Origin of the sequence: Mesorhizobium sp. M0478 (assembly GCF_040321305.1) — a bacterium.
Classification (GTDB): domain Bacteria; phylum Pseudomonadota; class Alphaproteobacteria; order Rhizobiales; family Rhizobiaceae; genus Mesorhizobium.
The window spans coordinates 127,141-150,979 of the sequence record NZ_JAMYRH010000011.1 but is presented as its reverse complement, the minus strand read 5'-3'; the positions used below and the strand labels follow the sequence as shown (position 1 = coordinate 150,979).

Sequence of the window (23,839 nt, the reverse complement as noted above, 5' to 3'; positions counted from 1 at the left end):
GGATTACCTTCCGGCAAGGCGCCTTCTGAACCGCCTTTTCGGAGAACTCGATGCGCTGTCTGACCATTGCCAGTGCCGGATTTCTGATCGCTCTGGCCGCGCCGGCATTCGCCGCCGACCCGATGGCGGTGCCGATGACCGAACCAGGCTTCGACTGGACCGGCTACTATGCCGGCCTGCAGGCCGGCTACGGCTGGGGCCAGTCCGACATATCAGTGACGGAAGGCGCGCCGTTTTCCATCGCGCCCGACATTGACGGCGGTTTCGTCGGGGGCCATGTCGCCGGCCTGTGGCAGTTCGACCAGGCAGTGCTCGGCGCCGAGGCGGAGCTCAATTATTCCGCCATCGACGGTACGGCGGTATCAGGCCTTGGCAGCACGTTCCGCACGGACATCAAGTGGTTCGGATCTGTCGACGCCAAAGCGGGCTTCGCCATGGACCGCGTGCTGGTCTACGGCGTCGGCGGCATCGCCTTTGCCGGCATCGAAACTTCGCAAGTCGCGGGCGCGTCGTTCGCCGGCACACGCACGAATGTTGGCTGGACCTTGGGCGCCGGCGTCGACTACGCGCTGACCGACAAATTCATCGTCGGCGCGCAATATCGCTATTACGATTTCGGCTCCGAGCACTATGACGTGGCGGAACCCTTCAACGATCGCGATCAGGATGTGAAGCTGAACGCGGTCGGTATCAATCTCAGCTACAAATTCTGAGCCTTCTCGGCGACTGAGATTTTGGCAACAACCAACTGTTTTGCCATCACGAACCACCTTTCATGAGTCCGACACTCGGCAAAAGATGGCTTGACGGGTTTTCGCTGGCGTCTGAAAAGGGCTGGCCTGCGGACGTGGCGGAATTGGTAGACGCAAGGGACTTAAAATCCCTCGATCTCTGATCGTACGGGTTCGATTCCCGTCGTCCGCACCATTTGAAATGCTTAGGATTTGTTCTGTAAGAACTCACTGGCTACCATAGAAAAGGCTGACGCGGGTAGCAACTGAAGAGGTTTAACACTCTTGCTGGAATACCTGCTGCAACACTCCTGTCGGTAGCGACCGACCGCGCGGGCCAGGTCAAGGCACTCCCTTAGGAGCCGGCTGGGGCCGCAGCGGCCTTAACCCGGTGGGCATGCTCCGTCGCGATTTTAAGAAGAGTTGCGGCCGTTTCCTGTGGCGTCCAACCTTGCGCTTCTGACGCAGTCACCAAGGCCGCAAACGCGGCTTCTAATGCGACTTCACAGTTCACCCCACGGTCTGGGCTATCCTCTGGCAATATCGGGGGTTCGACGGATTGGGACATGGTGACTTCTTTCAAAGGGGAAAACCCGCCGCCCCAGCCTTTTGCCACTTGAAAATTTCAGCAAAGGATCATTCCAGCTATCAGCAGCGTGATTAGAACTGACAACGGCACGGCCAGAAGACCGACCAACTCAACATTTCTTGTGTTTTGTCGCTTGTCCATCTTCGTCGCCCGCATGTCGTTGGCTTTGGCATCTTGCCGTCAACGTGCAGCTGTTGGAACCAACCACAAGTGCCGCTGATCGGAGATTCAGTCGGTGCTGCATATTAGCAACACATTGTGGAACGATCGGGCGGCATCAGCCAATTGCTTTTGAATGCGCTTGCACTTGCTTCGTACGATTCCGTACAGTTTCCCCCATAGGGGAGGCGGCCGATGGACCATGACGAGGAAGGCTACAGCATTGACGCCTTCGATTTCGATGTGGTGTGCGAGACCTTCAGGAGATCCGTTCGGGAGTTGAACCTGGCTGAAGAGCATTGGGTAGACCACGCGAAGGCGCTGCTACGGGAATTCACCGACAGCGCACCTGATGACGACATGATTAGCCGGATCGTCGGGCGCTAGTGGCCTATACAGCGGTAGTTGGTTAGAATCGTACCCCGGTCCTGCCACGGAAACCTTTTCCAAGGTTTGCCGCGTCATAGAGGCATCACAGAAGCTCCTGGAACAGATTGCCCAGCGCGGAGGGCCCTATAACGAAAAAGCTCGCCACCGTGAGGCAGCGGGCAGTTTTGGGAGAAACAGAAATGGGAACAATGGACCCCCGAATTGCCAACGGGCCATCGCCAATGCCGTCAGAGAGCCCTGCCTGGACGTGTGGCGTCCTGTCCGGCCCTCGCCATTGATTTCGTCGGCAAGCTTGTCTTTGGCCTCGTGATAGGAGTTGGCATCGGGATGGCAATCGCCGGCTGCCAAGGAGGCCGGCCGCTGGCCGACCCATCAGTTAGGCGTCCGTAGCCAGAGCGTTATAAAGCAGCAAACACGCCAGGATAGGAACGGCGCTGCCTAGCAGCTGGTCTGCCGTGAGGCCGGAAAAATAGACAAGATGAAACGTCACCATCGCTCTACCAATCACGGTTCGGAACACTGCCGAATTAACCGTTGGCCGACGCTAATGTTCCGCTCTGGACTCACTACCGCTTTGGAAGAATCCTGCATCAGCGCCCCGCCGACCTTGATCTCAACGTCCGTGCCACAAGGCTTTCCTTCGTTCGCATGGTTCGCAGAGATTAGCACGATCGCATACTCTCATCTCATCCGGCGTCGTCTCCCTCACAAAGCAGCGCCGGTAAGGCTCGGCGACCTTCTTGTTTGTCCGTGTGCCAAAGGAGGTCGCCGGGCCTGCCGTTGCTCATCTTTGCTGGTGGTTGCTCCTGATGCTGCGCTTGGCGCCGTCGCCCTACTGCTACCTGCGGGGTAAGGCCGGCGAGCCCTCTTGTCAGGCAGTCCGGCATGTAGGATTATAGTCCTCGTTGCGGCGACCCCTCAATGGAGAGCGCCAATGGCCAGAACCAAACCTTCGGAACAACTTTCCCGGGCTGAAATCGAGCGCTTCCTGGCGGCAGCCGAAGCGCTGCACAAGAGCATCGTCGGGCCGCTCCTGGCGTACCACGGCGAGCACTACCAAGCTCTACGTAAGGTCCATGGACCCCTGTTGAAGTCGATCGAGACCATCACCGGCCAGAGGGCGAAGTTCATCCAGTGGAACGGGACAGGACCGGCACAGCCCCGGGACAAGCCTCCGGGCTAAGTCTCCTCCCGGAAATCCAGCAGCTTGGCATGGCGAAGCTTCTCCTCGCCCTTCAGGAACCGCACGCGGCCGACCAGGCCCGGCTTTAGCCATTCGGCTTTGTCACTTTTGAGCCCTTTCGGCGCCGGCCCGCCAATCTTGCCTTGCACGCGGTCCCATAGGCGCTGGCGCTTGTCCGCCTTGAAGGTGACGAAGGCGCCGCCGGCATAGTGGCCTTTGTCGGCCATCAGCACCATGGCAGGCTTGCCGGGCTCGCGCTGCACGCCGATGATGTCCATCTCCTTTTCGGCATAGCACTTGATCTTGCGCCAGTTCGTCGTCGGACCCGACCGATACTTGCTGCCCTTCCGCTTTGAAACGATACCTTCAAGCCCAGCCTGGTCGACCAGATGAAAGACGGCGTCGCCAGTGCCCGGCATCGCTTCGCTGAACTGAATTCGGCCGCCGTCCGGGATCAACGCCCGGAGTATCTCGCGACGGTCTTCCACCGGCGTGTTCCGCAAGTCATGCCCGTTCAGGTGCAAGAGGTCGAATGCTAGCAGATACAGATCGCGCGACGGCTTGCGGCTGGTCGCGGCTGATTGATGCGCATGGAAGTCGGATAGGCCAGCCTCATTGATCGTAATGGTCTCGCCGTCGATGATGAAGTCTTTCGCCTCGATCGCTTCCGCCTCACCGGCAAGTTGGATGTAGCGGCCCGTCCAATCATAACCGTTCTTGGTGATCAGCCGAATCCCGTCATCATCCTTGATGACCTGGGTGCGGTAGCCATCGAATTTGATCTCATGAATCCATTCATCGCCCATCGGCGGCGTGTCGACCAGTTCGGGTTCCATGGGCTTAATGAATTTCAGACGCATGCACTGACTCGCAGAACTGCGACTTCAATTAGCTAGCGCTAAATTAGTTCCGGAACATTTTAGACGAATTGGATGTTTGAAGGGCTATGAAGATCGAAGCCGACCAATGCCGGGCAGCGCTGACGCTCATCCGGCGCACAATGGAAGAGCACTGTCCTCCTGGCGTGCTGCCGAGCGAAGAGATGGTCAATGGGCTCTATGGTCCGGAACTGATGCATGAGGCGGAAGCCATTGCCGCCGGCATCGTCGCAACCATTGACCAGCTGCAATTGCCCGTGATGAAACCGCCGTCCCCTAGTATCAAATAGAGACGACACAGGGAAGGTCGCTTGGCCGCGCGATCGTGGGCTCGCAACGACCGGCGAGGCGATGCCGGCCCCACCAAGGGTTACAGCCCCTCGACCAGCAGCGAAGGCGGCTCGCGGCAGTGCAACGCCCGAAGTGTTTCGAGGCGACAATGTCCACCGAGCGTAGCCAGCGCGCGTTGTGCTGCACAAGGACTGAGGCAGCGGCACGGCCGCCCGGGCTACTCCAAAGGCGGCTCTTCGCTCTGTGGAGCCAAAACGGTGATATCCATCCTGGCGATTGTCGATGCGGCGCGCCCCTGGGCGCCAGAATCCGTGTCGCCACTTTCTGCCGCCATTGCCTTGGCGCGATGTCCTACGCTGTCTGCGCTTTTGCCTGGCGCAAATCCTTCGCCCGGTTCTGTCTTTGCGGGTTTCGGTCGAGTTTCAGCTGCCTGCCGATGTTGGTTTCCAATCGCCGAGACCATTGATACCTCCCCTTGATGAGGCCGCGACTGTACCTGTCAAGGCTGTAGCGAGGCTGATCACTTAAGTGGTCGGGTTGCGCCCGCTCGTCGTGGCCCTCCGATCACTGGGCTCTCGATGCCTTGGCGCTCGCGGACGTCTGGCCGGGTGGGAAGTTCAAACTCAGCCGCCCTTTGCGGCACCGGCTTCGCCCGACAATTAGGAACGATTTCGCCCGCCATGTGTTACGCAATCATGAATCTCGCGGATCCCGGATCATCAATGGCAACCGATCTTTTCACGATGCAACTCGCTGATGCTCAGCAGCGCATCAAACAGACCGAGTTCGCGCTGGTGCTCAGCGAGAAAATGGTGGCTGAGAACCTTGCTTTATCCAGCAGGATACGATCGGCGAGGCGGCGTGTCCTGAAGGCCGGAAGGCCTCTGGCGACAGTCGACTCAACAAGCTGAAAGAGTTCTTCAAATGATCTCGACCCAGTCGGGACGTGGGAGAGCTTGCCGGTAACCTTAGCGGTAATCGGCCGAGTCGCAGCAGGAAGCGCGCCGAAAACTTGCTCGATGAAGACTGCGGCGTCGCTATGACACTCGCCTTGTGTTGCCGAATCCGATCTGCGCAAAGGCGCGTGGTCGAGACCAGGCAGCGGCTCACGAAGATTAATCCCAGCAGGGCAAATTGACCGCTACGGCTCAGTTGAGGCAGCACTTCGAAATCACGGCTATTGACCTGCTGAGCTATCAGTTTCCCTCGATCTCTAATCGTATGGGTTCTCCGCACCACCCTTCGCTCTTCGAGCTTCGGCGTGGCAGGCCACCGAGTAGCCGTCAAACGTCGAGATAGCCGGCGGCGACCAGCGTTGCCTTATATCGTTTGGCAAATCGGCTGGGCAAACGACTGAGGTAAGCTGACGCGCCAATATCCCAATGCGCGCCCAGTTCGCGGTCGAAGGCAGCCGGATCGAATTGCAGCAAGCCGCTGCGTGGGTAGACCGTGAATTCTCCGAAGATCGGCTCCCCCTCCTCCTCGTAGAAATCGACACGCACCATGTCGAACTCGCTGCCGAGCGCCTCGGCTGCCTCGATCATCCGCGCCAGGCTCTTGGGAGGGGGAATTTCCAGGCTCGAGTCGATCGCGCCCTGGACGATGTTCAGCGGGCGCCAATCGCGATCCAGGTGGGCGGTATTCTTGACCGTGGAACGGAAGGCGACGACGACAATGTAGGCAACGCGGCCAGCCAGCACACAGAATTTGTAGTCGACCGGGTCATAGCCCTGGTCCTTGCCCACAAGGGCTTCGACGAAAACCCGCCGCTCTATGTGCTCATAGCTGCGCTCCAGCTTGCGGGCGCCATAGGTTTGGCCAAGGTATCCCGTCATCTCGGCAATGATCGCCTCCCGGTCGGCGTTGGCCGGATCGCGAACGATGACATTCATGGCGCAACCGTGGTTGCATTTGACGGCGTAGGGGATTTTCAGGTCATCGAAGGGGATCTGGCGCGGATCGTCGCCCTGCCACAGCACCTCCGGGATGGCGAGCCCGGGAAGCCGCTCCCTGACGATTTCCTTGGACTTGAGCTTGTCGAGAAGGCCGATAAAGCGAGGATCGTCATCGAAAATCTTGCGCCAGTGGACCTTTTCCGTGAACGTCACCGGGGCTGCAAAATTCGGCAGATGCCGCATTCGCTCAAGGAAACGCTGGGTCAACCGGCGATAGCGGACAAGCAGCGCGGCGTTCAGCAACAGGAGAGATGCCCGCGCGCTGTTTCGCTTCAGCCATGCCTTTGCGCCACGCGCCATTCCGGTGTCCTTGCAACTTGCGCAACTTCATCCGCGAAGTGGACGGCCACCCTGCCCGCAGCAGTGAGGCACGTCGAGCTTCGCCGAGCTAGCCCTTCATCGGGTACAGTTTCAAATGCTGGATCAGGATGATCGTCTTGGCATCGATGATGCGGCCGTCTGAAATGCCGGCCAGCGCCTCATCAAGCCGCATTTCCAGAACCTCGATGTCCTCGCCCTCGTCGGCCGCGCCGCCGCCGGCCGAGATGCGGTCGGCGGGTGAATAGCGCGCCACGAAGAACCACAGCCGTTCGGTGACGCTGCCCGGGCTCATATAGGGGGAAAACAGCCGCTCGATGTTCTGTAGGCGATAGCCGAGCTCTTCCTCGGCCTCCTTGAGGATGGCGGTTTCGGGATCGTTTTTGTCGAGCAGGCCGGCGCAGGCCTCGATCAGCGGTTCGCGGTGGCCGGTGACGTAGGCGGGGTAGCGGAACTGCCGCACCAGAAGCACCGTCTGACGCTCGGGATCGAAAGGCAGGATCACCGCGCCGTCGCCACGATCGTAGGTCTGGCGAATCTGCGTCTCCCACTGCCCGTCGCGCCGACGGTAATCGAGAACAGTCTTCTTCAGGACCGCCCAGTCGTCGGACAGGACTTCCTCCGAGCGGATGCGGATACGATCTTCCATGATGAGCTCCAAGCTGTCGGCGCCATGGCGTAACCGCGAACGGTTTTGCGCGCAACCGAAACGGCGAAGCTTTCACCGCCTCGTGTCTGGTGCCGGCAACTGCCATCGCCTAAATAGCTGCAGTCCCTCTCCGGAGTTTTTTGATGACCGCAGCGCTTTTCCAGCCGATCGCTCTCGACGGCCTGACCTTTCCGAACCGTATCGCGGTGGCGCCGATGTGCCAGTATTCCGCCGAAGATGGCTCGGCCAGCGACTGGCATCTCTATCACTGGATGAACCTGGCGATGTCGGGCGCCGGCATGGTCACCGTCGAGATGACCGACGTCGAACGGCGCGGCCGCATCACCCATGGCTGCCTCGGCCTCTATTCCGACGACAACGAGGCGGCCGCCCGGCGCACGCTGGATGCAGCAAGGCGCGTCGCCGCGCCGGAAACGAAATTCGGCATTCAGCTTGCCCATGCCGGCCGCAAGGCCTCCAACCGAAAGCCCTGGGAAGGCGGCGGCCCATTGCAGCCGGGCGAGGATCCCTGGCAGACCGTCTCGGCCTCGGCCATCGCCTATGACACCGGCTGGAATGTGCCGCATGCGCTGGAGGAGGATGAAATCCTGCAGCTTATCGAGCGCTTCACTCAAGCCGCGAAGCGGGCCGAGCGCGCCGGCTTCGACTTCCTCGAGTTGCACGCCGCGCACGGCTATCTGATCTTCCAGTTCCTGTCGCCGCTTTCCAACCAGCGCACCGACCGCTGGGGCGGCTCGCTGGAAAACCGCATGCGCTTCCTCATCGAGATCGCCAAATCGGTGAGGAAGGCAGTTCCAAACCTGATGCTTGGCGCCCGCCTGTCGGTGAAGGACTGGGTCGATGGCGGCTTCGAGGTCGAAGAGGCGATCGAGGTGGCCAAAGCCTTGAAGGCGCTTGATGTTGCCTATATCTGCTGTTCGAGCGGCGGCAATTCGCCGTTGCAGAAGCTGCCGACCGGCGCCGGCTATCAGGTGCATCTGGCCGAAGCGGTGCGCAAGGGCGCCGGCATCCCGACACGGGCTGTCGGCCTGATCGACGATCCCTCGCAGGCAGAGGCGATCGTCGCCGACGGCCGCGCCGACATAGTCGCGCTGGCCCGCGCCTTCCTCGCCGATCCGCGCTGGGGCTGGCGCGCCGCCGCCACCTTCAGCGAGAAAATCCATCCCGCGCCACAGCTCGCCCGCTCGGTGACGACGATGCAGCATTGGACGAAGGGCTGAACAGGCAGCGCCGACGGATGCGCCAAACGCATCTGCTGGACAGATTGCCGCAGCTTCGCGTTAATCCGCCCGCTATAGTCCCTGGGGGCAGGCCGCCTTGGCGGCCGGATTGGGAGCAAAGTCCATGGCATCAAGGGCAATCTATCCGGCGGCAGCCGCTCTGGTGGTCGCACTGTCGTTCGCCGCGTCGTCTCCGGTCGGCGCGCAATATTGCGAAGGCACGGTGCACGGCCTGTCCAGGCACTACGATCTGGATACCGGCAGCGGGTTTCTCGCCGTGCGCGTACGGCCGAACTCGTCGTCGCGCATGATCGGGCAATTGTTCAACGGCGACCACACGGAGATTTTCGACCGCCGCGGCAACTGGTACCAGGTCGAAATCGGCGGACGGACCGGCCGGGCCAACGCCCACTGGCTGCGCAACGACTGCGGTTACTGAGACCAACGATTGCGGTTGGTGAGACGTTTGGGCGCAGGCTGACGGCCACTTTTGCAACCATATTGGCTGCTTTGCGTTGCGGCCATCATGGATAACAAACCTTTTGAAACCCCGGTCGTGGTCGAACTCGGCCATGTCGGCAAATATCGCCAGATCCGCAGCACCCAGGAAGCGGCGGAGTGTCTGATGACGGTGTGGCCGCTCAATCGCGGCCCGCGCCATCGTGATGCTCTCGACACTTGCCTCAAAGTGCTGGAAGGTTATCGTTCGACGGCCGATGCACGCAGGGCTTTGATCGAAGCGGCCAAGGAATCGGAAGTGCTGGTTCCCGAAGACCGGCTGCCAGACGCCAAGTTGCATTGAAGCCCAGATAGCATTGAATAACGGGCCGCATTGAGCGGACGGACGAACCGGAGGATTTCATGGCGAAGCTGACTTACAAGATCGTCGAGCATGACGGGGGCTGGGCCTACAAGGTCGGTTCGACATTCTCGGAGACATTCCCGACCCACCAGGATGCGCTGCGCGCCGCCGAGATCGCCTCGGCCGAACAGCAGATCGCCGGCGCCACGGACGGCATCCAGTATGAGGATGCCGAAGGCAAGTGGCACGACGAACTGGCCGACGGCCGCGACCGGCCGCAGACCGAAGTTTCCGACTGATCCTTGCCCCTCAGCTTTCGCTGCCGGCCATGGATGCTCGCCTAAGCAATTCCCTTGGGAATTGCGTGTCAAAACAAACAGGCGGGACATCCTGCCGGTCAGTCGAAGCCGCGGCTTGATCACTTGCCGCAATATTGATCGTTCACGTTGGGCCTCACATTTCCATAGGGTCCTGACGGGTCGGAGGCGCACGGCCCCGTAGCGCCGCCATAGCCTTGGCTGCCGTCGGCATTGATGCTGCCGGTGGTGCTCTGGTCGACGGTCGATGACTGCTCGTTCCCGAACGGCCACCAGCTGTGATGGTTGGAATACGTGCTGTCCGATGACTGCGCCATCGCCGATGTGGCAAGACCGATCGTCAGCACGGATGCTGCAAAAACTTTCCTGTACATTGAATTACTCCGTATCCGCCGCCTTGGGTGCGACACGGGGTAAAACCGGATATCAGCCGAATGGTTCAGTGAAATTGTTGTGAGGCTGTGGTGAGGTCTTGGCCGGCGAATGTCCGCTCGGCAATGCGCTTGATGAAGGCGATGACGCGGTCCGGCTCGACGAATTGCGGCATGTGGCCGAGGCCTTCGACCGTCTCGAAATCGAGCCCTTCGATCCTGTCCTTCATCGGCTCCCCATGTATGCGCATGGCGATGACGCGATCGGCTGTCCCGAAGAAAATGCCGGCCGGCATGGCGATCTCTTCATAGCGCTCTTCGATGCGGCCAAGATCCTGTTCGACCGCTACGAAATCGGTGGAGGTTGCATGGAAATGGCTTGGCCTCAGCCCGAGCCATCCGCCGCCATCGATCATGTAGTCGGCGGGAACGGCCTGCGGCGCGAAGATGAACTCCAGTGTCTGCCGCGCATATCTGAGGCTTGTCGGTATCGCGACGGTGTAGGCCATGATCCAGCGCCAAAGCCGCGAACGGATATAGAGCAGGCCCGCTTTCTCGCGGGCGCCGGCTTCCGGATGCGTCAGCGGCGCCAGCAAAGCGATGCCGGAAATCGCGCCGGGATGCTCCAAGGCCAGGGTCAGCGCGACGGCGCCCCCCAGCGAGTGCCCGACCACGAGCGGCCTTTCCAGCCCGAGTGTTTCGATGAAGCGCCTGATGATCTCGACCTGTTCAGGCAGATGGCCGGTGGCTCCTCGCGCGCGAACAGAATAGCCCGATCCCGGCCGGTCGAGTGCAATGAGGCGGTAGCCAGGGCCAAAGCGCTCAAACAGCGTGTGGCGAAACTGGTGGAGTTGCGCGCCAAGTCCGTGCACGAACAGGATCGGCCGTCCCTCGCCCGTTTCGACATAATGGATGCGGCTGCCGTCGATCTCGACGAAGTTTCCGCTGGCCGGCACCAGCCTTTCGGCCTTGGCGGCAATCCAGAGCGTAGCGGCCACCAGGCAGGCCACGATGACGAGAGCCAGCACGGACAGGCCGGCGACAAGCCACAGCAGAATCGATACCAGCATGTTTCACCTGGGGAGCGGACCGGCGCGCACCATCACCCACTGACGAACGCTCGGCAAGGCAGATGGCGGCTTGTGTCGGCATTGCCGCCAGTTCGATGTCGCGCTATCTCAGGCGACCTTCTTTCTGCCTCAGGCGACCTTGTCTGCCAACGGGCCTGTTTGCCGGAGCCTTCCATGCCTGAAATCGTCACTGCCGCCATGCTTGTCATCGGCGACGAGATTCTGTCCGGCCGCACCAAGGATAAAAATATCGGCCACCTCGCCGACATCATGACGGCCATCGGCATCGACCTGAAGGAAGTGCGGATCGTTCCCGACGAGGAGGACGAGATTGTCGCTGCGGTGAATGCCGTGCGCGCCCGCTACACCTATGTCTTCACCACCGGCGGCATTGGCCCAACGCATGACGACATCACCGCCGATTCGATTTCCAAGGCTTTTGGGGTGCCGTGCGAATACGACGCCAAGGCCTATGCCATGCTGGGCGAGAGCTATGCCGCGCGCGGCATCGAATATACCGAGGCCCGCAAGCGCATGTCGCGCATGCCGCGCGGCGCCGACCATATCGACAATCCGGTCTCCGTCGCGCCCGGCTTTCGCATCGGCAACGTCCATGTCATGGCCGGCGTGCCGGCGATTTTCCAGGCCATGCTCGACAATGTCGTGCCGACGCTGAAGGCCGGCACCAAGATGCTGTCGGCCACCGTCCATTGCCCGTTCGGCGAAGGCCTGATCGGCGGTCCCCTGGGCGACATCCAGAAGGCGAATCCCGACACCGTCATCGGCTCGTATCCGAAATATGGCGACGGCAAATTCTGGACCGAGCTGGTGGTCCGCGCCCGCAGCCAGGAGGCGCTGGATTCGGCACGCAAGGACGTCGAGGCGATGGTGGCCGGCTTCACCGCCGCCAATTGACCCTGGGTTCGCGGCCCATCGCCGGGCCGGAACCAAGCACCGCACTCCCACGTTTTCCCTCGGGCGCAGCACGCGCCGGCAGATTTGAGGGATTTCGCATGCGCTTCAAGACCATCGTCGCCATATTGCAGAACGAACAGGACGCCGAACGCGTGCTCGACTGCGCCATCCCGCTTGCAGACCGGTTCGAGAGCCATCTCATCGGCATCCATGCCGAAGCGCTGCCCGTTCCCTACACCTCGGCAACCGGCTTCCCCGACACCGAGTTCCTGCAGGTCTCCGCCGACATGAATCGCGAGCGCGCCGAGAAATTGAAGGCGCTTTTCGTTCGGCAGATCGAGAATTCCGGCCTTTCCTTCGAATGGCGCAGCCTCGAGAGCTTTTCCGGCGACAGCGCGCTGACGGGTATTTCCAGCGTGCGCGCCGCCGATCTGATTATTGCCGCGCAGCGCGAGACCGGGGGCGACACGAGCGCCGATGTCGACACGCTGGTTTACGATGCCGGCCGGCCAGTGCTGGTGGTGCCGCATGAGGGGCCATTGGTCACCACATTCAAACATGTGCTGCTGGCCTGGAACGGCAGCAAGGAGGCGGCGCGTGCCGCCTTCGACGCGCTGCCCTTCATCATCGAGGCCGAAAAGACCGACATTCTGGTCATCGATCCGCCGGATACGCTGGATGACAACCCGGAAGCCGCCGGCGCCGAGATCGCCGCGGCACTCTCCAGGCATGGCGCAACGGTCAGCGTGTCGGTGCAGAAATCGGGTAATGCTTCGGTCGATGACGTAATCCAGACCCGGATCGCCGAGACCGGAGCCGACCTTCTGGTGCTCGGCGCCTACAGCCATTCCTGGCTGCGTCAGCTTTTGTTCGGCGGCGTCACGCGCACCGTGTTGCGCAGCGTGCCGGTTGCGGCCTTTTTGTCGCGGTAACTCCACAGACTGGCCCCGCCCTTGCCAATGCCCTGACTTTCCAGTTAATTCCGCGCGCATTCCACAATGTTGCGCGCGGAGTGCAGAATGTCCCTTCCCGAAAAAGCCTTTCCGGTCTCCTGGGACCAGTTCCACCGCGATGCCCGGGCGCTCGCCTGGCGGCTTGCCGGCGCCAACAAGGGTCAGTGGAAGGCCATCGTCTGCATCACCCGTGGGGGCCTGGTTCCCGCTGCCATCATCTCACGCGAACTCGGCATACGCGTCATCGAGACGGTCTGCGTCGCCTCCTATCACGACTACACCAGCCAGGGGCAATTGCAGGTGCTGAAGGAGATCACGCCGGCGCTGCTCGCCGATGATGGCGCGGGCGTGCTGATCATCGACGACCTCACAGACACCGGCAAGACGGCAGGCATCGTGCGCGCCATGATGCCCAAGGCGCATTTCGCCACCGTCTACGCCAAGCCGAAAGGCCGGCCGCTGGTCGACACCTTTATCACCGAAGTCAGTCAGGACACCTGGATCTACTTTCCCTGGGACATGGGTTTTACCTACCAGAAGCCGATCGCCGACGATCACGCAGGCTGATTCGCGCCAGCCCCATTTCTGCCCAGACGGCCAAACCCGCCCCGTTTGCTATGAAAACAGGCACTGGAAGGGACAATATTCTGTCGAATCGACAGCTGTTGGCGGAGTTTGACGGGTCGGTGTGAGGTTTTTTACTTTTAAGACTTACACTTGTCGGTAAGATTCATACGGCGGCTAACGATTCTGAGGGCTGGGGTAGCTTTCACTGATGCTGACGACACCGGCGACACACGACCATCTGGCTGAAAGGGTCCGCAAGCTCTTCGGCACTTCGCCTTGTCGCCTGCAGGTTGCCGCTTTGCCATGGCGCAATAACGAAGACGGCGTCGAGATCATGCTGATCACCAGCCGAGACACCGGGCGTTGGGTGCTGCCGAAGGGCTGGCCCGAGGCCAGGGAGCCGCTCTGCGAGGCAGCGGCGCGCGAGGCGGGCGAGGAAGCCGGATTGCGTGGCAAGATTTCGCTTTTCGAGGCCGGTCGTTACTTCTACGCCAAGGCCCTCGCGTCCGGCGAGGAAGTCCCTTGCGAAGTGCTGGTGTTTCCGCTGCAGGTCGAGCACGTTGCCGACCGCTGGAAGGAAAAGCGCGCGCGCACCCGCAAATGGGTCAATGGGGCCGAGGCCGTACGCATGGTCAACGAGCCGGACCTCTGCCAGATCATCGCCCATTTCTGCGCCGATCCCGACAAGTTCGTCGTTAGAGCCTAGCTCACAGCCACCGCTGCATAGTCCTGCGCGCCCGCACCGGTTCTTGCCCCGATTCCGGGCTCGGTGCTTCGCTCCGCGCGCCAGCAATCCGACACTATAAATCCCTCCCCTTCAGGCCAAGCTTAGCCACAGCTTGACATGCAGGCATTTACCTGCATATTGTGTCTTCAAGATGAGTGAGACCGATGGACGCCGACAAGGTTTTCAAAGCGCTGGGCGACCCGACCCGCAGAATGCTGCTCGATCTTCTGTGTGAGAAGAACGGCCAGACGCTCGGCGAGCTTTGCGAAAATCTCGACATGGCGAGGCAATCCGCCACGCAGCACATCGATCTGCTGGAAGCGGCCAATCTGATCAGCACGGTCAAGCGTGGCCGCGAGAAGCTGCATTTCATCAACCCCGTGCCGCTGCACGAAGTCTACGAGCGGTGGGTGCGAAAATTCGAACGGCAGCGGCTGAGCCTGCTGCACGACCTGAAACAAGAACTCGAAGGAGACGACCAATGACCCGGGAAACCACCAGTTTTGTCTACGTGACCTACATCAGATCGACGCCACAAAAGGTGTTCGAAGCCATCACCAGGCCCGATATCGCCAAGCGCTACTGGGGCCACGAAAACGTCTCCGACTGGAAGCCCGGCTCGAAATGGGAACACATCCGCGCCAATGACGAACGGACCGTCGAACTCGTTGGCAAGGTCGTCGAAATCTCGCCGCCGACCCGCCTGGTCATGAGCTGGGCCAACGCCTCGCAGGCCGACGATCCCACCAAGCACAGCCGGGTGACGTTCGCCATCGAGGAATACGACACCATGGTCAAGCTGACCGTCAGCCATGACGAGCTCGAAGCCGGCAGCGGCATGGCCAAGGGCATCAGCCAGGGCTGGCCGGCCGTGCTGTCCAGCATGAAATCCTTCCTCGAAACCGGCACAGGCATCGACCTGTTCGCCAAGCCGAAATCGGCCTGAAGCAATCTGACAGCGGGAGAACGACAATGACCAGGCACTATACCGGCGGCTGCGCCTGCGGCGCGATCCGCTATGAGGCCAGCGGCGAGCCGATCTTTCAGAACCACTGCCAATGCCTCGATTGCCAGAAGCGCAGCGGTACTGGCCATTGTTCCTATGTGACCTTCGGCCGGCGCGCTGACGTAAAGATCACCGGCGAGCCGAGCACATGGCGGATGATCGCCGACAGCGGCAATGAAAAAGCCCAGGCCTTTTGCCCGACCTGCGGCACGCCGGTCTACGTAACGTTCGTCGCCATGCCGGAGGTGACGGCGATCCAGGCCACGAGCCTCGACGATCCCGGCCAGTTCGACCCGCAGGCGGTCACCTACACCGTGCGCGGCCACGCCTGGGACACGATCGACCCAGCGCTTCAGCCATTCGAGCGAATGCCTGGATGAATCAGGCAGAGCCCTATCCCTCGGATAGGGCTCTGCGTTCAGCTCAGATCACCAGGCCCTTGGTCAGTTCCAGCGCCTGCCGCTCGAACAGGCGGCGGTAGATGCCGCCCTTCAGCCGGATCAGCTCGTCATGCGAGCCTTCCTCGACGATCTTGCCACGGTCGAACACGAGCAGCCTGTCCAGCGCCCGCACCGTCGACAGACGGTGCGCGATGACCAGCGTCGTGCGGCCAACCATCAGCCGCTCCATCGCCTGCTGGATCAGCACTTCCGATTCCGAATCGAGGCTCGATGTCGCCTCGTCCAGGATCAGGATGCGCGCATCCGCCAGGAACGCGCGTGCGATCGCCACCCGCTGGCGCTCGCCGCCCGACAGCTTCACGCCGCGTTCACCGACCAGGGTGCCGTAGCCCTTCGGCAGGCTGGTGATGAAGTCGTGCGCGCTGGCGAGCTTGGCGGCATGCTCGATCTCGGCCTGCGTGGCGTCCGGACGGGCGTAGCCGATGTTTTCCGCCAGCGAGCGGTGGAACAGGATGGGCTCCTGCTGGACGATGGCAATCTGCGCGCGGAGCGACGCCTGTGCAACCTGGGAGATGTCTTGGCCATCGATCAGTATCCTGCCGCCGCTGACATCATAGAGACGCTGGATCAGCTTCACGAAGGTCGTCTTGCCCGAGCCGGAATGGCCGACCAGTCCGACCCGCTCGCCCGCCGCTATCTCCACCGAAAAGTCGCGGTAGAGCGGCAAGCGATGGCTACCATAGTGGAAGGTGACGTTATCGAAGGCGATGTGGCCATGCGTGATCCGGATCGGCTTGGCGCCGGGCCGGTCCTCGATGCCGAGCGGTTGCGACTGGAAATCGACCAGTTCCTCCATGTCGTTGACCGAACGCTGCAAATTGCGGATATGCGTGCCGATGTCCCGGAGATAGCCCTGCAGCACGAAGAACGAGGTCAGCACGAAGGCGACATCGCCCGCACTTGCCTGGCCCCAGGCCCACAGCATCAGCGACAGGCCGATTACTGCCGTCCGCAGCACCAGCAGCATGGCGCCTTGCGTCGTGCCGTTGATGGTGCCGCGCACCCAGGTGCGGCTGGTCCGCGCGCGCCATTTGGCGACGACCTTGGCAAGCCGCGTTTCCTCGCGCGTCTCGGCGCCGAAACCCTTGACCACGGCATTGCAGCTCACGGCATCGGCAAGCGAGCCGCCAAGCCGCGTATCCCAGCTGTTGGCGAGCCGTGCCGCGGGCGCGACATAGCCGAGCGACAGCAGCGCCGTCACGGTGATGAACAGCAGCGAGCCGACTGCCACGACCAGCCCCATCAGCGGCCAGAACCAGCCGAGCAGCAACGTCGAGCCGACCAGCATGGCGACCGACGGCAGCAACGCAATCAGGATGGTGTCGTTGAGCAGGTCGAGAGCCCACATGCCGCGCGTAACCTTGCGCACCGTCGATCCGGCAAAGCTATTGGCGTGCCAGTCGGTTGAGAAGCGCTGCACGCGATAGAACGCGTCGGCGGCGATGTCGGCCATCATCTTCAGCGTCAGCTCGACAATGCCCATGAAGGCGAGGTTGCGCAGCACCACGCCGGTCAGCGCCAAAGCGATGAGCGCGAAGAACGCCGCCATTGCCGCGTTCCACGCGACATCGTCAGCCAACGCACTGCTGGCGACGGCGTCGACCAGCCGGCCGGAATAGAGCGGCGTCAAGACGTCGGCCAGGGTCGACAGCAGGAAGCTGCCCATGATCAGCGAAAGCCGCCACGGCTGGCGCCGCCAGTGGCTGAGCGTGAAGCCAAGAACGCTGCGAAAGGCGCTTGCACGCAGATCGATTCGGAAACGAGCCATGTTGTCATCCGGGCGCAAATCTGCCCGGTCCCGGTAAGGTCTGAAATTGAAAACCGCGCTGGGCAATTCGCCCGGGGCTGCGGAGGTTCGGCATAGGTGGCGGCGCGCCCGATTCGTCGGGTGGCGACCGGCATCGGCAGAAGCCTGTACTCGACCCGGCATCGGCGCGAAGGACAAACCTTCGCCGGACGCCAGGTGAGACCTAGGCTTCGCGGCCTCGCATTACCATGTGAAATACTGCCATTCAGACCTCCCGCAAGACACTTGCGGAGAGGTCCTTATAGAGACGCCATGAAGGATCGCCAAGGCCGGGCACGTGGCAAAGCGTAACTGGTCCAACCAGTGAGGTTATTTTGCAACAACAGCCGGTCAACCCCCCTCGCTATGCGTCATTCCGGGTTGCGATCGAGGCGCATGTAGCGGCCGTCGGTTGATGCCTTGAAGCCCAGCTTCTCATAAAGGCCATGCGCGTCACTGGTCGACAGGCTCCAGTGCGAGACCGTGCTGAGTTCAGGGTGGTCGATGAGCGCCTGCACCAGTTGCAAGCCAATGCCTTGGCCGCGATGCTGCGGCCAGATGATGATGTCGGCGAGATAGGCAAACACCGTACGGTCGGTGATGGCCCGGCCAAAACCGACTTGGTTCCCGTCGATATAGGCCGCGGTGCAGAACGAGTTGGCAAAGGCGCGGCGATGAAACTCATCGCTGCGGCCGGCGCCCCAATAACTTGCCATCAACAGGTCGGAGGTCGCCCGGAAATTGATCCGTGACATGTCGAAGCTGATCTCACAGTCGGGCATGGTGCCTCGCAAAGAATGGAGGGCGGCCGAATTCAGTCCGGCCGGTGATTTGGCTGCCCACGTGGCGCGCTTATGGCACCACGAGATAGGCCTTCTGGTCGGCGATCGCGATGGTCACGTCGGTGCCGGAATTGAACTCGACGAAATCGAGCTCCATCCCGTCGCTGAAGATGACGCCGCCCCTGCTCTGCCGCGAAGAAACCACCAGCGGCCGGTCGCGGGTGATGACGCCATGCACAAGCGACACGCCGGTCGTGTTGCTCGGAAACGGTTCGCGCACCGAAAAGAACAGCTGTTCGCCTTCGCGGTCATAGCCTTGCGGCGGCACGGTCGGCACGGAGTTGTCACCATAGGCCGCGGCCAGTCCCGCGGCGCCCGCCATAACCGAGCGCAGCCAGCCGGTAGAGCCGGCGCCCGTGGAGATGATAATGCCGCTCGACGACTGGCGCTCGGTCCTGCCGCCATAGGTCAACTCGTAACGCGCCGAGACATGCGTCGAGGCGCCAACGAACAGATCGTTGAAGGCGATCAGCCGGCGTCCGTCATTGGAGCGCGCTTCGGCCATCACCACCGCCTGGCGCTTCGCCTTGCCAGCGATCGTCAGGCCGAGGACCTTTTCGGTATCGTCGGCATTCCACGGCAGCAACACGCCGTCGAAAAGCGCCGGGTTCGGGTTGATGCCGATCAGCGGCTGGTACGGGAGGTACTTCGCGGTGTTGGACACCAGCCCGTCCTGACCGAGCGCGATCACCGCGTCGGAGCCGAATTCGAACTGCGGGACCAGTTCGCGGTCGAGCCGCAACTGTTTGAGGCCTTGGGGAAGCGAACCCATCACCCGGCCGAGCGCCTGGTGATAGACGTCATGCGCCGCCTTGACCGGGTCGAAATTCATGCCGGCCTGCCGGAGATAAAAGCGCGCCTGTCCCTGCGTGTTGAAGCGCGTCGTCAGCTCCTCCAGCTCGGTCTTGCGGGTGACGACGATCACCCGGTCGATCGGCCTGCCGCTCTGGTCGCTTGCCACCCGAGCTTGCCTTTCAGGACCCGGCTTTCGGAGTGGAAAGCTGGCTGAGCGCGCTGGTGAGCATATCAGGCGTGATCGACAGATTGCCGACCGAACCGCCCTTTTCCGCCCAGGCCTTGAAGGCCATCGCCGTGAGCACGTGCGCCGGCGCCGACGAATAGACGGTGAGTTCGAGCTGTTGGGCCTTGGCTTCCGCCTCGGCAAGCGTCAGCTTGTTGCGCGCCTCGGTATCGACCAGCAGCTTGTTGCGTTCGGCAAGCTCGATTTCGGTCGCCAGCTCGCTCTGCTTGATCTCGCGCTCCTTCTCCACGCCCCAGGCACGGCGCCCATAGATCGCGGCATCGGCCTGGCGCTGCAGCGCCTCGCGATATTCGGTCTGGAGCGCCTTGCGGATCTCCGGCGTCGGCTGGACCGAGGTGATGTGAACCTCCTCGATCGACAGGCCGGCGGTCGCGGCAATCGGATCGTTGCGCAGGAGTTCGGCGAGATTGCCACCGAGCTTGGTCACCTCGGCCAGCGCCTGTTCCAGCGTCATGCTCGAAACCACCGCGCGGGCGCGGCTCTGTATCGCAAGCACCAGGCGCTCGGCGATCTTCTCCCGGCCGTCGCCGACGACGTCGGCACGGCTGAGCTTGGCGCTGAAATCAAAACCTTCGGCTGCCTTGAGTGGATCGATGATGCGGTAGCTGACCGACCCCTGGATTGCCAGATCCTGGAAATTCGCCGTCGTCTCGGTGAAGATGAAGGGGTTATCGAGCGACGTCACCGGCACCATCGCTATCGTGGTGCCGAACGTGCCGTACCAGAAGGAGATGCCGCGCCCCTGCTCCCTGATCTTGCCGTTCTTGAAGCGCAGGATGTGATACTCAGGTGTTCCCTTGAAATAGCTGATAAACATGCGTCCCCCAAGGTTCATCAATGTTTAGCCGCGATCCCTGAAACGGTTGGTGATGGGATAGCGGCGGTCGCGGCCAAAATTCTTCCGGGTGATCTTCACACCCGGCGCCGCTTGCCGGCGTTTGTACTCGGCAATGTAGAGCAAATGTTCGACGCGCGTCACCGTCGCCCGGTCGTGGCCGCGCGCCACGATGTCGTCGACGCCCATTTCGTTCTCGACCAGGCATTCCAGAATGTCGTCCAGCACCGGATAGGGCGGCAGCGAATCCTGGTCGGTCTGGTTCTCGCGCAATTCCGCCGACGGCGCCTTGTCGATGATATTCCTGGGGATCACCTCGCCTGAGGGACCGAGCGCGCCCGGCGGCACATGGCTGTTGCGCCAGCGCGACAGCGCATAGACCTGCATCTTGTAGAGGTCTTTTATCGGGTTGAAGCCGCCATTCATGTCGCCATAAAGCGTGGCGTAGCCCACCGACATCTCGCTCTTGTTGCCCGTGGTGACGACCATCGAGCCGAACTTGTTGGAAATCGCCATCAGGATCGTGCCGCGCGCGCGGCTCTGTAGATTCTCTTCGGTGATGCCTTCCTTGGTGCCTTCAAAAAGCTGCGCCAGCGTGTGTAGGAAACCCTCGACCGGTTCGAAGATCGGCACGATGTCATAGCGGCAGCCAAGCGCACGGGCGCAATCCTCGGCATCCTTCAGCGAATCCTCCGAGGTATAGCGGTAGGGCATCATCACCGCCCGCAGCCGCTCCTCGCCGAGCGCATCGACGGCCAATGCGGCGCAGATCGCCGAATCGATGCCGCCGGAGAGACCCAGCACGACGTTCTTGAAGCCGTTTTTATTGACGTAGTCGCGCAGGCCGAGCATGCAGGCGCGGTAGTCCGCCTCCTCGCGCTCGGGGATTTTCGACATCGGCCCTTCCGAGCAGACCCAGCCGTCGAACTCTTCTGCGTTTTGCGCGCCTGCGGCGACGCGGTTGCGCTTCCAGGTGGTGACGTCGACAGTTTCCTCGAACTGGCTCATCTGGAAGGCGAGCGTCTTGTCGGCGCCGATGGCAAAAGAGGCGCCGTCGAAGATCAGCTCGTCCTGGCCGCCGATCTGATTGGCATAGATCATCGGCAAACCGGTCTCGATGACCTGGCGGATAACGACCTGATGGCGCACGTCCATCTTGGCGCGGTAGTAGGGCGAGCCGTTCGGCACCAGCAGGATTTCCGCGCCGCTCTCGGCCAAGGTTTCACAGATGCCGACGTCGCCCCAGATGTCCTCGCAGATCGGAATTCCGATGCGCACACCACGGAAGTTGACGGGTCCCTGAGCCTCGGGCCCGGCCTGGAAGACGCGCTTCTCGTCGAACTCGCCATAGTTTGGCAAATCGAGCTTGTAGCGCTCGGCGAGGATCTTGCCGCCATCGGCGACGATGATCGAATTGTGGGTGCCGCTCTTGCGCTTCAGCGGCGTGCCGATGATGACGCCCGGCCCGCCATCGGAGGTATCCGCGGCGAAATCCTGAGCGGCCTTCTCGCAAACCTTGAGGAAGGCCGGCTTCAGCACCAGATCCTCCGGCGGATAACCGGCAAGGAAAAGCTCGGTGTAGAGCACGATGTCGGCGCCCTGGCGGGCGGCATCCGCCCTCGCCTCGCGCGCCTTGGCAAGGTTGCCGGCGACATCGCCGACCGTCGGGTTGAGCTGGGCAACGGCGATGCGCAGAATATCGGGTGCGGTCTTCTGGGTCATCTGTGCGGTTTAGCGCGGCAAATTTGCCCGAGCAATGGCGTTCGTTTGGACCAATTCGGTGATCAGTCGTCGCCCATATATTCGCGCAGCGATTGCGGCGAATGGTTCTCTCCGATCGACATCGCCAGAATGCGCGAAATGTGCCGGCGCGGCAGGCCGGTTTCCTGCGCCCATTTGTTGATCTGCGCCTGAATCCTGTCGAGATCCCTCTTCGACGTCGGGCTTTCCGCAATGTCGAGGCCGGCGTCACGCAAAGCCGCAACCATATCGGCCGAGATGACGAAGGCGTCCCATTGCAGCCAGCGCAGGAAATACTGGCCGGTGTTGCCGCCAAGCCGGCTGCCATGCTTGCCGAGATACGCCATCAGCCCGACCTGGTCGTCGTCAGGCCACTCCGCGAGGAATTTGCCGAAACCGCCATGTTCCTTCGACACACGCTCAACGAAGGCGGCGTTGTCGCGGACGGATTTGATCTTCTGCGGGTTGCGCACAATGCGTTGATCAGCCGTCAGGTCGTGCCAGAAGTCATCAGGTTGAAACAACAGCCGTTTCGGGTCGAAATGGAGAAAGGCTTCCTCGAAGCCCGGCCATTTCTGTTCGATGACGCGCCAGACGAAGCCGGCGGCAAACACCCGCTCGGCCATCGTCGACAGGATGCGATCGTCCGTAATGTCGGCAACGGCAGCATTGTCAGGCGCCGGCCCGAGCAGCGAGGTCAGCACCGCGTCGCCGCCTTTGCGTTTTGCAGCACGGGCGCGAATCTTCGCGAAATCGGGCATCCTGCATCCTCGCGCCGCGCTTTTGACGAAACGCCATCTTCCTATATGCAAACGAGGCTGCCAAGCCGACGCTTTTCCTATGGAGACATCCATGCACAAAACCGTGCCAGAACTGGCCAACCGCTGGCTGAAGCGAACGCCGGAGGGCCTCAGCGAGCTCGAGCGGCGGGTGTTGCAGAGCACTGTCGACCGCAAGCCCATCTCGCAGGATATCAACGACAGCCTCACCGGCCTTCAGGGCGCCGGCGACCGGATCGCCGATGCCATTGCCCGCATCGGCGGCTCGTGGACGTTCATCCTGTCCTTCATTGCTTTCCTGGTGCTGTGGATCGGCGCCAATTGGTGGCTGCTCGGGCGAGACTCGTTCGACCCCTACCCCTTCATCTTCCTCAACCTGGTGCTGTCGATGATCGCCGCCCTGCAGGCGCCGGTGATCATGATGTCGCAGAACCGACAGGCCGCGCGCGACCGCATCGACGCCGCGCATGACTATGAGGTCAACCTCAAGGCCGAGATCGAGATCATGGCTCTGCATGAAAAGCTGGACGAACTGCGCCACAGCCAGATCATCGGCGTGCGCGAGGACATCGCGCGCCTGGCCGAACAGGTGAACCGCATAGACGAAAAACTGTCGGGCCGGCAAACCTCTCAATGACCGGGATCGTCCATCACCTCATCGAGCAATATGGGTTGATCGCGGTTTTCCTGGGCTGTGTCGCCGAAGGCGAAAGTGCGGCCATCCTCGGCGGCTTCTTCGCCCATCAGCATGTCTTCATCCTCTGGAAGGCTTTCCTCACGGCCGCCATTGGCGCCTTCGTCGGCGACACGTTTTTCTTCATTCTCGGCCGCAGCTTTGCCGACCATCCCAGGGTGCTGAAACTGAAGGCGAGGCCCGGCTTCAACCACGCCTACCGTCTCGTCTCGTCCCATCCCAAGATCTTCGTCCTGTCCAACCGCTACATCTATGGCCTGCGCCTGGTCGGCGGCATCGCGGCCGGTTTCGCCAGCATTTCGGTAGCGCGCTTCGTTATCCTCAACGCGGTGTCGTCGCTGGTCTGGGCGGCTTTGTTCTGCGGCATCGGCTACGTCTTCGGCCTCGGCGCCGAGCAGATGATAGGCAAGGCACTGCTCCATCACGAACGGCTGCTGATCGCGCTTGCCATAGGTCTGGGTGTCGCCATCCTTGCCTGGCTCATCGCCCGCACCGTCGCCGGCAAGGAGCGCGCCAAGGACGCCCGCGACAGCGAAACCATATCGTAA

Annotated in this window: 29 protein-coding genes and 1 tRNA gene; 19 read left to right on the top strand and 11 right to left on the bottom strand. The window is 61.8% G+C overall.

Annotation, left to right across the window (positions count from 1 at the left end; translation table 11 throughout):
• Positions 1-50: 50 nt before the first annotated feature.
• The 4 genes from NKI64_RS23995 to NKI64_RS23980 all read left to right on the top strand — a co-directional run bounded on the left by NKI64_RS23995 (position 51) and on the right by NKI64_RS23980 (position 3,052).
• The gene (locus tag NKI64_RS23995; RefSeq protein ID WP_352670460.1) at positions 51-713 is read left to right on the top strand and encodes an outer membrane protein; all 663 of its coding nucleotides are present in this window, start codon (positions 51-53) and stop codon (positions 711-713) included.
• Positions 714-841: 128 nt separating this feature from the next.
• A tRNA-Leu gene (locus tag NKI64_RS23990) sits at positions 842-927 on the top strand.
• 747 nt (positions 928-1,674) lie between these two features.
• Complete coding sequence (locus NKI64_RS23985) at positions 1,675-1,866, top strand: hypothetical protein (protein ID WP_023667524.1); 192 nt, start codon at positions 1,675-1,677, stop codon at positions 1,864-1,866.
• A 937-nt stretch (positions 1,867-2,803) separates the two neighbouring features.
• The gene (locus NKI64_RS23980) at positions 2,804-3,052 is read left to right on the top strand and encodes a hypothetical protein (protein ID WP_023695401.1); all 249 of its coding nucleotides are present in this window, start codon (positions 2,804-2,806) and stop codon (positions 3,050-3,052) included.
• Here the strand turns inward: NKI64_RS23980 and NKI64_RS23975 are convergent.
• Complete coding sequence (locus NKI64_RS23975; protein ID WP_352670457.1) at positions 3,049-3,912, bottom strand: ATP-dependent DNA ligase; 864 nt, start codon at positions 3,910-3,912, stop codon at positions 3,049-3,051. The two genes, NKI64_RS23980 and NKI64_RS23975, sit on opposite strands and share 4 nt — an antisense overlap.
• Before the next feature lie 86 nt (positions 3,913-3,998).
• Here NKI64_RS23975 and NKI64_RS23970 point away from each other — a divergent pair, with 86 nt between their 5' ends.
• A complete protein-coding gene (locus NKI64_RS23970) occupies positions 3,999-4,220 on the top strand; it encodes a hypothetical protein (RefSeq protein ID WP_023710600.1) in 222 nt (73 codons plus the stop codon).
• A gap of 723 nt (positions 4,221-4,943) precedes the next feature.
• Positions 4,944-5,132 carry a hypothetical protein gene (locus NKI64_RS23965; protein ID WP_023688348.1) on the top strand — a complete coding sequence of 63 codons (189 nt, stop codon included), beginning with the start codon at positions 4,944-4,946 and terminating at the stop codon, positions 5,130-5,132.
• Positions 5,133-5,504: 372 nt separating this feature from the next.
• Here NKI64_RS23965 and NKI64_RS23960 read toward each other — a convergent pair whose 3' ends face one another.
• Entirely contained in the window at positions 5,505-6,476 is a 972-nt protein-coding gene (locus NKI64_RS23960; RefSeq protein ID WP_352670454.1) for an ATP-grasp fold amidoligase family protein, read from the bottom strand.
• Positions 6,477-6,564: 88 nt separating this feature from the next.
• Positions 6,565-7,143 carry an NUDIX domain-containing protein gene (locus NKI64_RS23955; protein WP_023688346.1) on the bottom strand — a complete coding sequence of 193 codons (579 nt, stop codon included), beginning with the start codon at positions 7,141-7,143 and terminating at the stop codon, positions 6,565-6,567.
• A 143-nt stretch (positions 7,144-7,286) separates the two neighbouring features.
• On the opposite strand from NKI64_RS23955, the gene NKI64_RS23950 reads away from it, so the two are divergent.
• The 4 genes from NKI64_RS23950 (at position 7,287) to NKI64_RS23935 (ending at position 9,485) form a co-directional block, all read left to right on the top strand.
• A complete protein-coding gene (locus NKI64_RS23950; RefSeq protein ID WP_023701165.1) occupies positions 7,287-8,384 on the top strand; it encodes an NADH:flavin oxidoreductase/NADH oxidase in 1,098 nt (365 codons plus the stop codon).
• A 124-nt stretch (positions 8,385-8,508) separates the two neighbouring features.
• Positions 8,509-8,823: an SH3 domain-containing protein gene (locus NKI64_RS23945; RefSeq protein ID WP_023818167.1), complete on the top strand. Its 315-nt coding sequence runs from the start codon at positions 8,509-8,511 to the stop codon at positions 8,821-8,823.
• An 84-nt stretch (positions 8,824-8,907) separates the two neighbouring features.
• The gene (locus NKI64_RS23940; RefSeq protein ID WP_032891817.1) at positions 8,908-9,186 is read left to right on the top strand and encodes a DUF982 domain-containing protein; all 279 of its coding nucleotides are present in this window, start codon (positions 8,908-8,910) and stop codon (positions 9,184-9,186) included.
• A 59-nt stretch (positions 9,187-9,245) separates the two neighbouring features.
• The gene (locus NKI64_RS23935) at positions 9,246-9,485 is read left to right on the top strand and encodes a DUF2188 domain-containing protein (RefSeq protein WP_023667535.1); all 240 of its coding nucleotides are present in this window, start codon (positions 9,246-9,248) and stop codon (positions 9,483-9,485) included.
• Positions 9,486-9,604: 119 nt separating this feature from the next.
• On the opposite strand, the gene NKI64_RS23930 is transcribed toward NKI64_RS23935, so the two are convergent.
• Together NKI64_RS23930 and NKI64_RS23925 are read right to left on the bottom strand one after the other, a co-directional pair.
• Positions 9,605-9,877, bottom strand: coding sequence for a hypothetical protein (locus tag NKI64_RS23930; RefSeq protein ID WP_023688343.1), 273 nt, complete (start codon positions 9,875-9,877; stop codon positions 9,605-9,607).
• A gap of 65 nt (positions 9,878-9,942) precedes the next feature.
• Positions 9,943-10,944, bottom strand: a complete 1,002-nt coding sequence (locus NKI64_RS23925; protein ID WP_352670448.1) for an alpha/beta fold hydrolase — start codon at positions 10,942-10,944, stop codon at positions 9,943-9,945.
• Positions 10,945-11,118: 174 nt separating this feature from the next.
• Between NKI64_RS23925 and NKI64_RS23920 the strand changes: the two genes are divergently transcribed.
• From NKI64_RS23920 to NKI64_RS23890, 7 genes are all read left to right on the top strand, one after another.
• Positions 11,119-11,859 carry a competence/damage-inducible protein A gene (locus NKI64_RS23920; protein WP_352545894.1) on the top strand — a complete coding sequence of 247 codons (741 nt, stop codon included), beginning with the start codon at positions 11,119-11,121 and terminating at the stop codon, positions 11,857-11,859.
• Between the two features lie 98 nt (positions 11,860-11,957).
• Positions 11,958-12,791, top strand: a complete 834-nt coding sequence (locus NKI64_RS23915) for a universal stress protein (RefSeq protein WP_352670445.1) — start codon at positions 11,958-11,960, stop codon at positions 12,789-12,791.
• A gap of 87 nt (positions 12,792-12,878) precedes the next feature.
• A complete protein-coding gene (gpt, locus tag NKI64_RS23910) occupies positions 12,879-13,379 on the top strand; it encodes a xanthine phosphoribosyltransferase (RefSeq protein WP_023667540.1) in 501 nt (166 codons plus the stop codon).
• Between the two features lie 208 nt (positions 13,380-13,587).
• Positions 13,588-14,085 carry an NUDIX hydrolase gene (locus tag NKI64_RS23905; RefSeq protein WP_023667541.1) on the top strand — a complete coding sequence of 166 codons (498 nt, stop codon included), beginning with the start codon at positions 13,588-13,590 and terminating at the stop codon, positions 14,083-14,085.
• Positions 14,086-14,270: 185 nt separating this feature from the next.
• Positions 14,271-14,591, top strand: a complete 321-nt coding sequence (locus tag NKI64_RS23900) for an ArsR/SmtB family transcription factor (RefSeq protein ID WP_023681541.1) — start codon at positions 14,271-14,273, stop codon at positions 14,589-14,591.
• Positions 14,588-15,052: an SRPBCC family protein gene (locus tag NKI64_RS23895; protein WP_023681542.1), complete on the top strand. Its 465-nt coding sequence runs from the start codon at positions 14,588-14,590 to the stop codon at positions 15,050-15,052. Before NKI64_RS23900 ends, NKI64_RS23895 begins: the two co-directional genes overlap by 4 nt.
• Positions 15,053-15,078: 26 nt before the next feature.
• A complete protein-coding gene (locus NKI64_RS23890; protein ID WP_023735338.1) occupies positions 15,079-15,492 on the top strand; it encodes a GFA family protein in 414 nt (137 codons plus the stop codon).
• Positions 15,493-15,535: 43 nt separating this feature from the next.
• Here the strand turns inward: NKI64_RS23890 and NKI64_RS23885 are convergent, their stop codons facing one another.
• The 6 genes from NKI64_RS23885 to NKI64_RS23860 all read right to left on the bottom strand — a co-directional run bounded on the left by NKI64_RS23885 (position 15,536) and on the right by NKI64_RS23860 (position 22,579).
• Complete coding sequence (locus tag NKI64_RS23885; protein ID WP_352670441.1) at positions 15,536-17,341, bottom strand: ABC transporter ATP-binding protein; 1,806 nt, start codon at positions 17,339-17,341, stop codon at positions 15,536-15,538.
• A 389-nt stretch (positions 17,342-17,730) separates the two neighbouring features.
• Positions 17,731-18,141: a GNAT family N-acetyltransferase gene (locus NKI64_RS23880; RefSeq protein ID WP_023825636.1), complete on the bottom strand. Its 411-nt coding sequence runs from the start codon at positions 18,139-18,141 to the stop codon at positions 17,731-17,733.
• Positions 18,142-18,211: 70 nt separating this feature from the next.
• A complete protein-coding gene (locus tag NKI64_RS23875; RefSeq protein WP_352670438.1) occupies positions 18,212-19,162 on the bottom strand; it encodes a diacylglycerol kinase catalytic domain-containing protein in 951 nt (316 codons plus the stop codon).
• Positions 19,163-19,175: 13 nt separating this feature from the next.
• Entirely contained in the window at positions 19,176-20,060 is an 885-nt protein-coding gene (locus tag NKI64_RS23870; RefSeq protein WP_023695413.1) for an SPFH domain-containing protein, read from the bottom strand.
• Between the two features lie 24 nt (positions 20,061-20,084).
• A complete protein-coding gene (locus NKI64_RS23865) occupies positions 20,085-21,800 on the bottom strand; it encodes an NAD+ synthase (protein WP_023681548.1) in 1,716 nt (571 codons plus the stop codon).
• 62 nt (positions 21,801-21,862) lie between these two features.
• Positions 21,863-22,579 carry a DNA-3-methyladenine glycosylase I gene (locus NKI64_RS23860; protein ID WP_352520444.1) on the bottom strand — a complete coding sequence of 239 codons (717 nt, stop codon included), beginning with the start codon at positions 22,577-22,579 and terminating at the stop codon, positions 21,863-21,865.
• 91 nt (positions 22,580-22,670) lie between these two features.
• Here NKI64_RS23860 and NKI64_RS23855 point away from each other — a divergent pair, with 91 nt between their 5' ends.
• Both NKI64_RS23855 and NKI64_RS23850 read left to right on the top strand, forming a co-directional pair.
• On the top strand, positions 22,671-23,234 hold the full coding sequence (locus NKI64_RS23855; RefSeq protein ID WP_023691179.1) for a DUF1003 domain-containing protein: 564 nt from the start codon (positions 22,671-22,673) through the stop codon (positions 23,232-23,234).
• A complete protein-coding gene (locus tag NKI64_RS23850; RefSeq protein WP_352670433.1) occupies positions 23,231-23,839 on the top strand; it encodes a DedA family protein in 609 nt (202 codons plus the stop codon). Before NKI64_RS23855 ends, NKI64_RS23850 begins: the two co-directional genes overlap by 4 nt.

What these genes read in the sequence shown, in the direction of transcription:
- NKI64_RS23930 (WP_023688343.1), bottom strand. Translation starts at nt 9,877, where the DNA reads ATGTACAGGAAAGTTTTTGCAGCATCCGTGCTGACGATCGGTCTTGCC.
- NKI64_RS23885 (WP_352670441.1), bottom strand. Translation starts at nt 17,341, where the DNA reads ATGGCTCGTTTCCGAATCGATCTGCGTGCAAGCGCCTTTCGCAGCGTT.
- NKI64_RS23900 (WP_023681541.1), top strand. Translation starts at nt 14,271, where the DNA reads ATGGACGCCGACAAGGTTTTCAAAGCGCTGGGCGACCCGACCCGCAGA.
- NKI64_RS23965 (WP_023688348.1), top strand. Translation starts at nt 4,944, where the DNA reads ATGGCAACCGATCTTTTCACGATGCAACTCGCTGATGCTCAGCAGCGC.
- NKI64_RS23970 (WP_023710600.1), top strand. Translation starts at nt 3,999, where the DNA reads ATGAAGATCGAAGCCGACCAATGCCGGGCAGCGCTGACGCTCATCCGG.
- NKI64_RS23860 (WP_352520444.1), bottom strand. Translation starts at nt 22,579, where the DNA reads ATGCCCGATTTCGCGAAGATTCGCGCCCGTGCTGCAAAACGCAAAGGC.
- NKI64_RS23870 (WP_023695413.1), bottom strand. Translation starts at nt 20,060, where the DNA reads ATGTTTATCAGCTATTTCAAGGGAACACCTGAGTATCACATCCTGCGC.
- NKI64_RS23920 (WP_352545894.1), top strand. Translation starts at nt 11,119, where the DNA reads ATGCCTGAAATCGTCACTGCCGCCATGCTTGTCATCGGCGACGAGATT.
- NKI64_RS23995 (WP_352670460.1), top strand. Translation starts at nt 51, where the DNA reads ATGCGCTGTCTGACCATTGCCAGTGCCGGATTTCTGATCGCTCTGGCC.
- NKI64_RS23915 (WP_352670445.1), top strand. Translation starts at nt 11,958, where the DNA reads ATGCGCTTCAAGACCATCGTCGCCATATTGCAGAACGAACAGGACGCC.
- NKI64_RS23960 (WP_352670454.1), bottom strand. Translation starts at nt 6,476, where the DNA reads ATGGCGCGTGGCGCAAAGGCATGGCTGAAGCGAAACAGCGCGCGGGCA.
- NKI64_RS23880 (WP_023825636.1), bottom strand. Translation starts at nt 18,141, where the DNA reads ATGCCCGACTGTGAGATCAGCTTCGACATGTCACGGATCAATTTCCGG.
- NKI64_RS23895 (WP_023681542.1), top strand. Translation starts at nt 14,588, where the DNA reads ATGACCCGGGAAACCACCAGTTTTGTCTACGTGACCTACATCAGATCG.
- NKI64_RS23950 (WP_023701165.1), top strand. Translation starts at nt 7,287, where the DNA reads ATGACCGCAGCGCTTTTCCAGCCGATCGCTCTCGACGGCCTGACCTTT.
- NKI64_RS23945 (WP_023818167.1), top strand. Translation starts at nt 8,509, where the DNA reads ATGGCATCAAGGGCAATCTATCCGGCGGCAGCCGCTCTGGTGGTCGCA.
- NKI64_RS23955 (WP_023688346.1), bottom strand. Translation starts at nt 7,143, where the DNA reads ATGGAAGATCGTATCCGCATCCGCTCGGAGGAAGTCCTGTCCGACGAC.
- NKI64_RS23975 (WP_352670457.1), bottom strand. Translation starts at nt 3,912, where the DNA reads ATGCGTCTGAAATTCATTAAGCCCATGGAACCCGAACTGGTCGACACG.
- NKI64_RS23850 (WP_352670433.1), top strand. Translation starts at nt 23,231, where the DNA reads ATGACCGGGATCGTCCATCACCTCATCGAGCAATATGGGTTGATCGCG.
- NKI64_RS23925 (WP_352670448.1), bottom strand. Translation starts at nt 10,944, where the DNA reads ATGCTGGTATCGATTCTGCTGTGGCTTGTCGCCGGCCTGTCCGTGCTG.
- NKI64_RS23985 (WP_023667524.1), top strand. Translation starts at nt 1,675, where the DNA reads ATGGACCATGACGAGGAAGGCTACAGCATTGACGCCTTCGATTTCGAT.
- NKI64_RS23890 (WP_023735338.1), top strand. Translation starts at nt 15,079, where the DNA reads ATGACCAGGCACTATACCGGCGGCTGCGCCTGCGGCGCGATCCGCTAT.
- NKI64_RS23905 (WP_023667541.1), top strand. Translation starts at nt 13,588, where the DNA reads ATGCTGACGACACCGGCGACACACGACCATCTGGCTGAAAGGGTCCGC.
- NKI64_RS23935 (WP_023667535.1), top strand. Translation starts at nt 9,246, where the DNA reads ATGGCGAAGCTGACTTACAAGATCGTCGAGCATGACGGGGGCTGGGCC.
- gpt (WP_023667540.1), top strand. Translation starts at nt 12,879, where the DNA reads ATGTCCCTTCCCGAAAAAGCCTTTCCGGTCTCCTGGGACCAGTTCCAC.
- NKI64_RS23980 (WP_023695401.1), top strand. Translation starts at nt 2,804, where the DNA reads ATGGCCAGAACCAAACCTTCGGAACAACTTTCCCGGGCTGAAATCGAG.
- NKI64_RS23865 (WP_023681548.1), bottom strand. Translation starts at nt 21,800, where the DNA reads ATGACCCAGAAGACCGCACCCGATATTCTGCGCATCGCCGTTGCCCAG.
- NKI64_RS23855 (WP_023691179.1), top strand. Translation starts at nt 22,671, where the DNA reads ATGCACAAAACCGTGCCAGAACTGGCCAACCGCTGGCTGAAGCGAACG.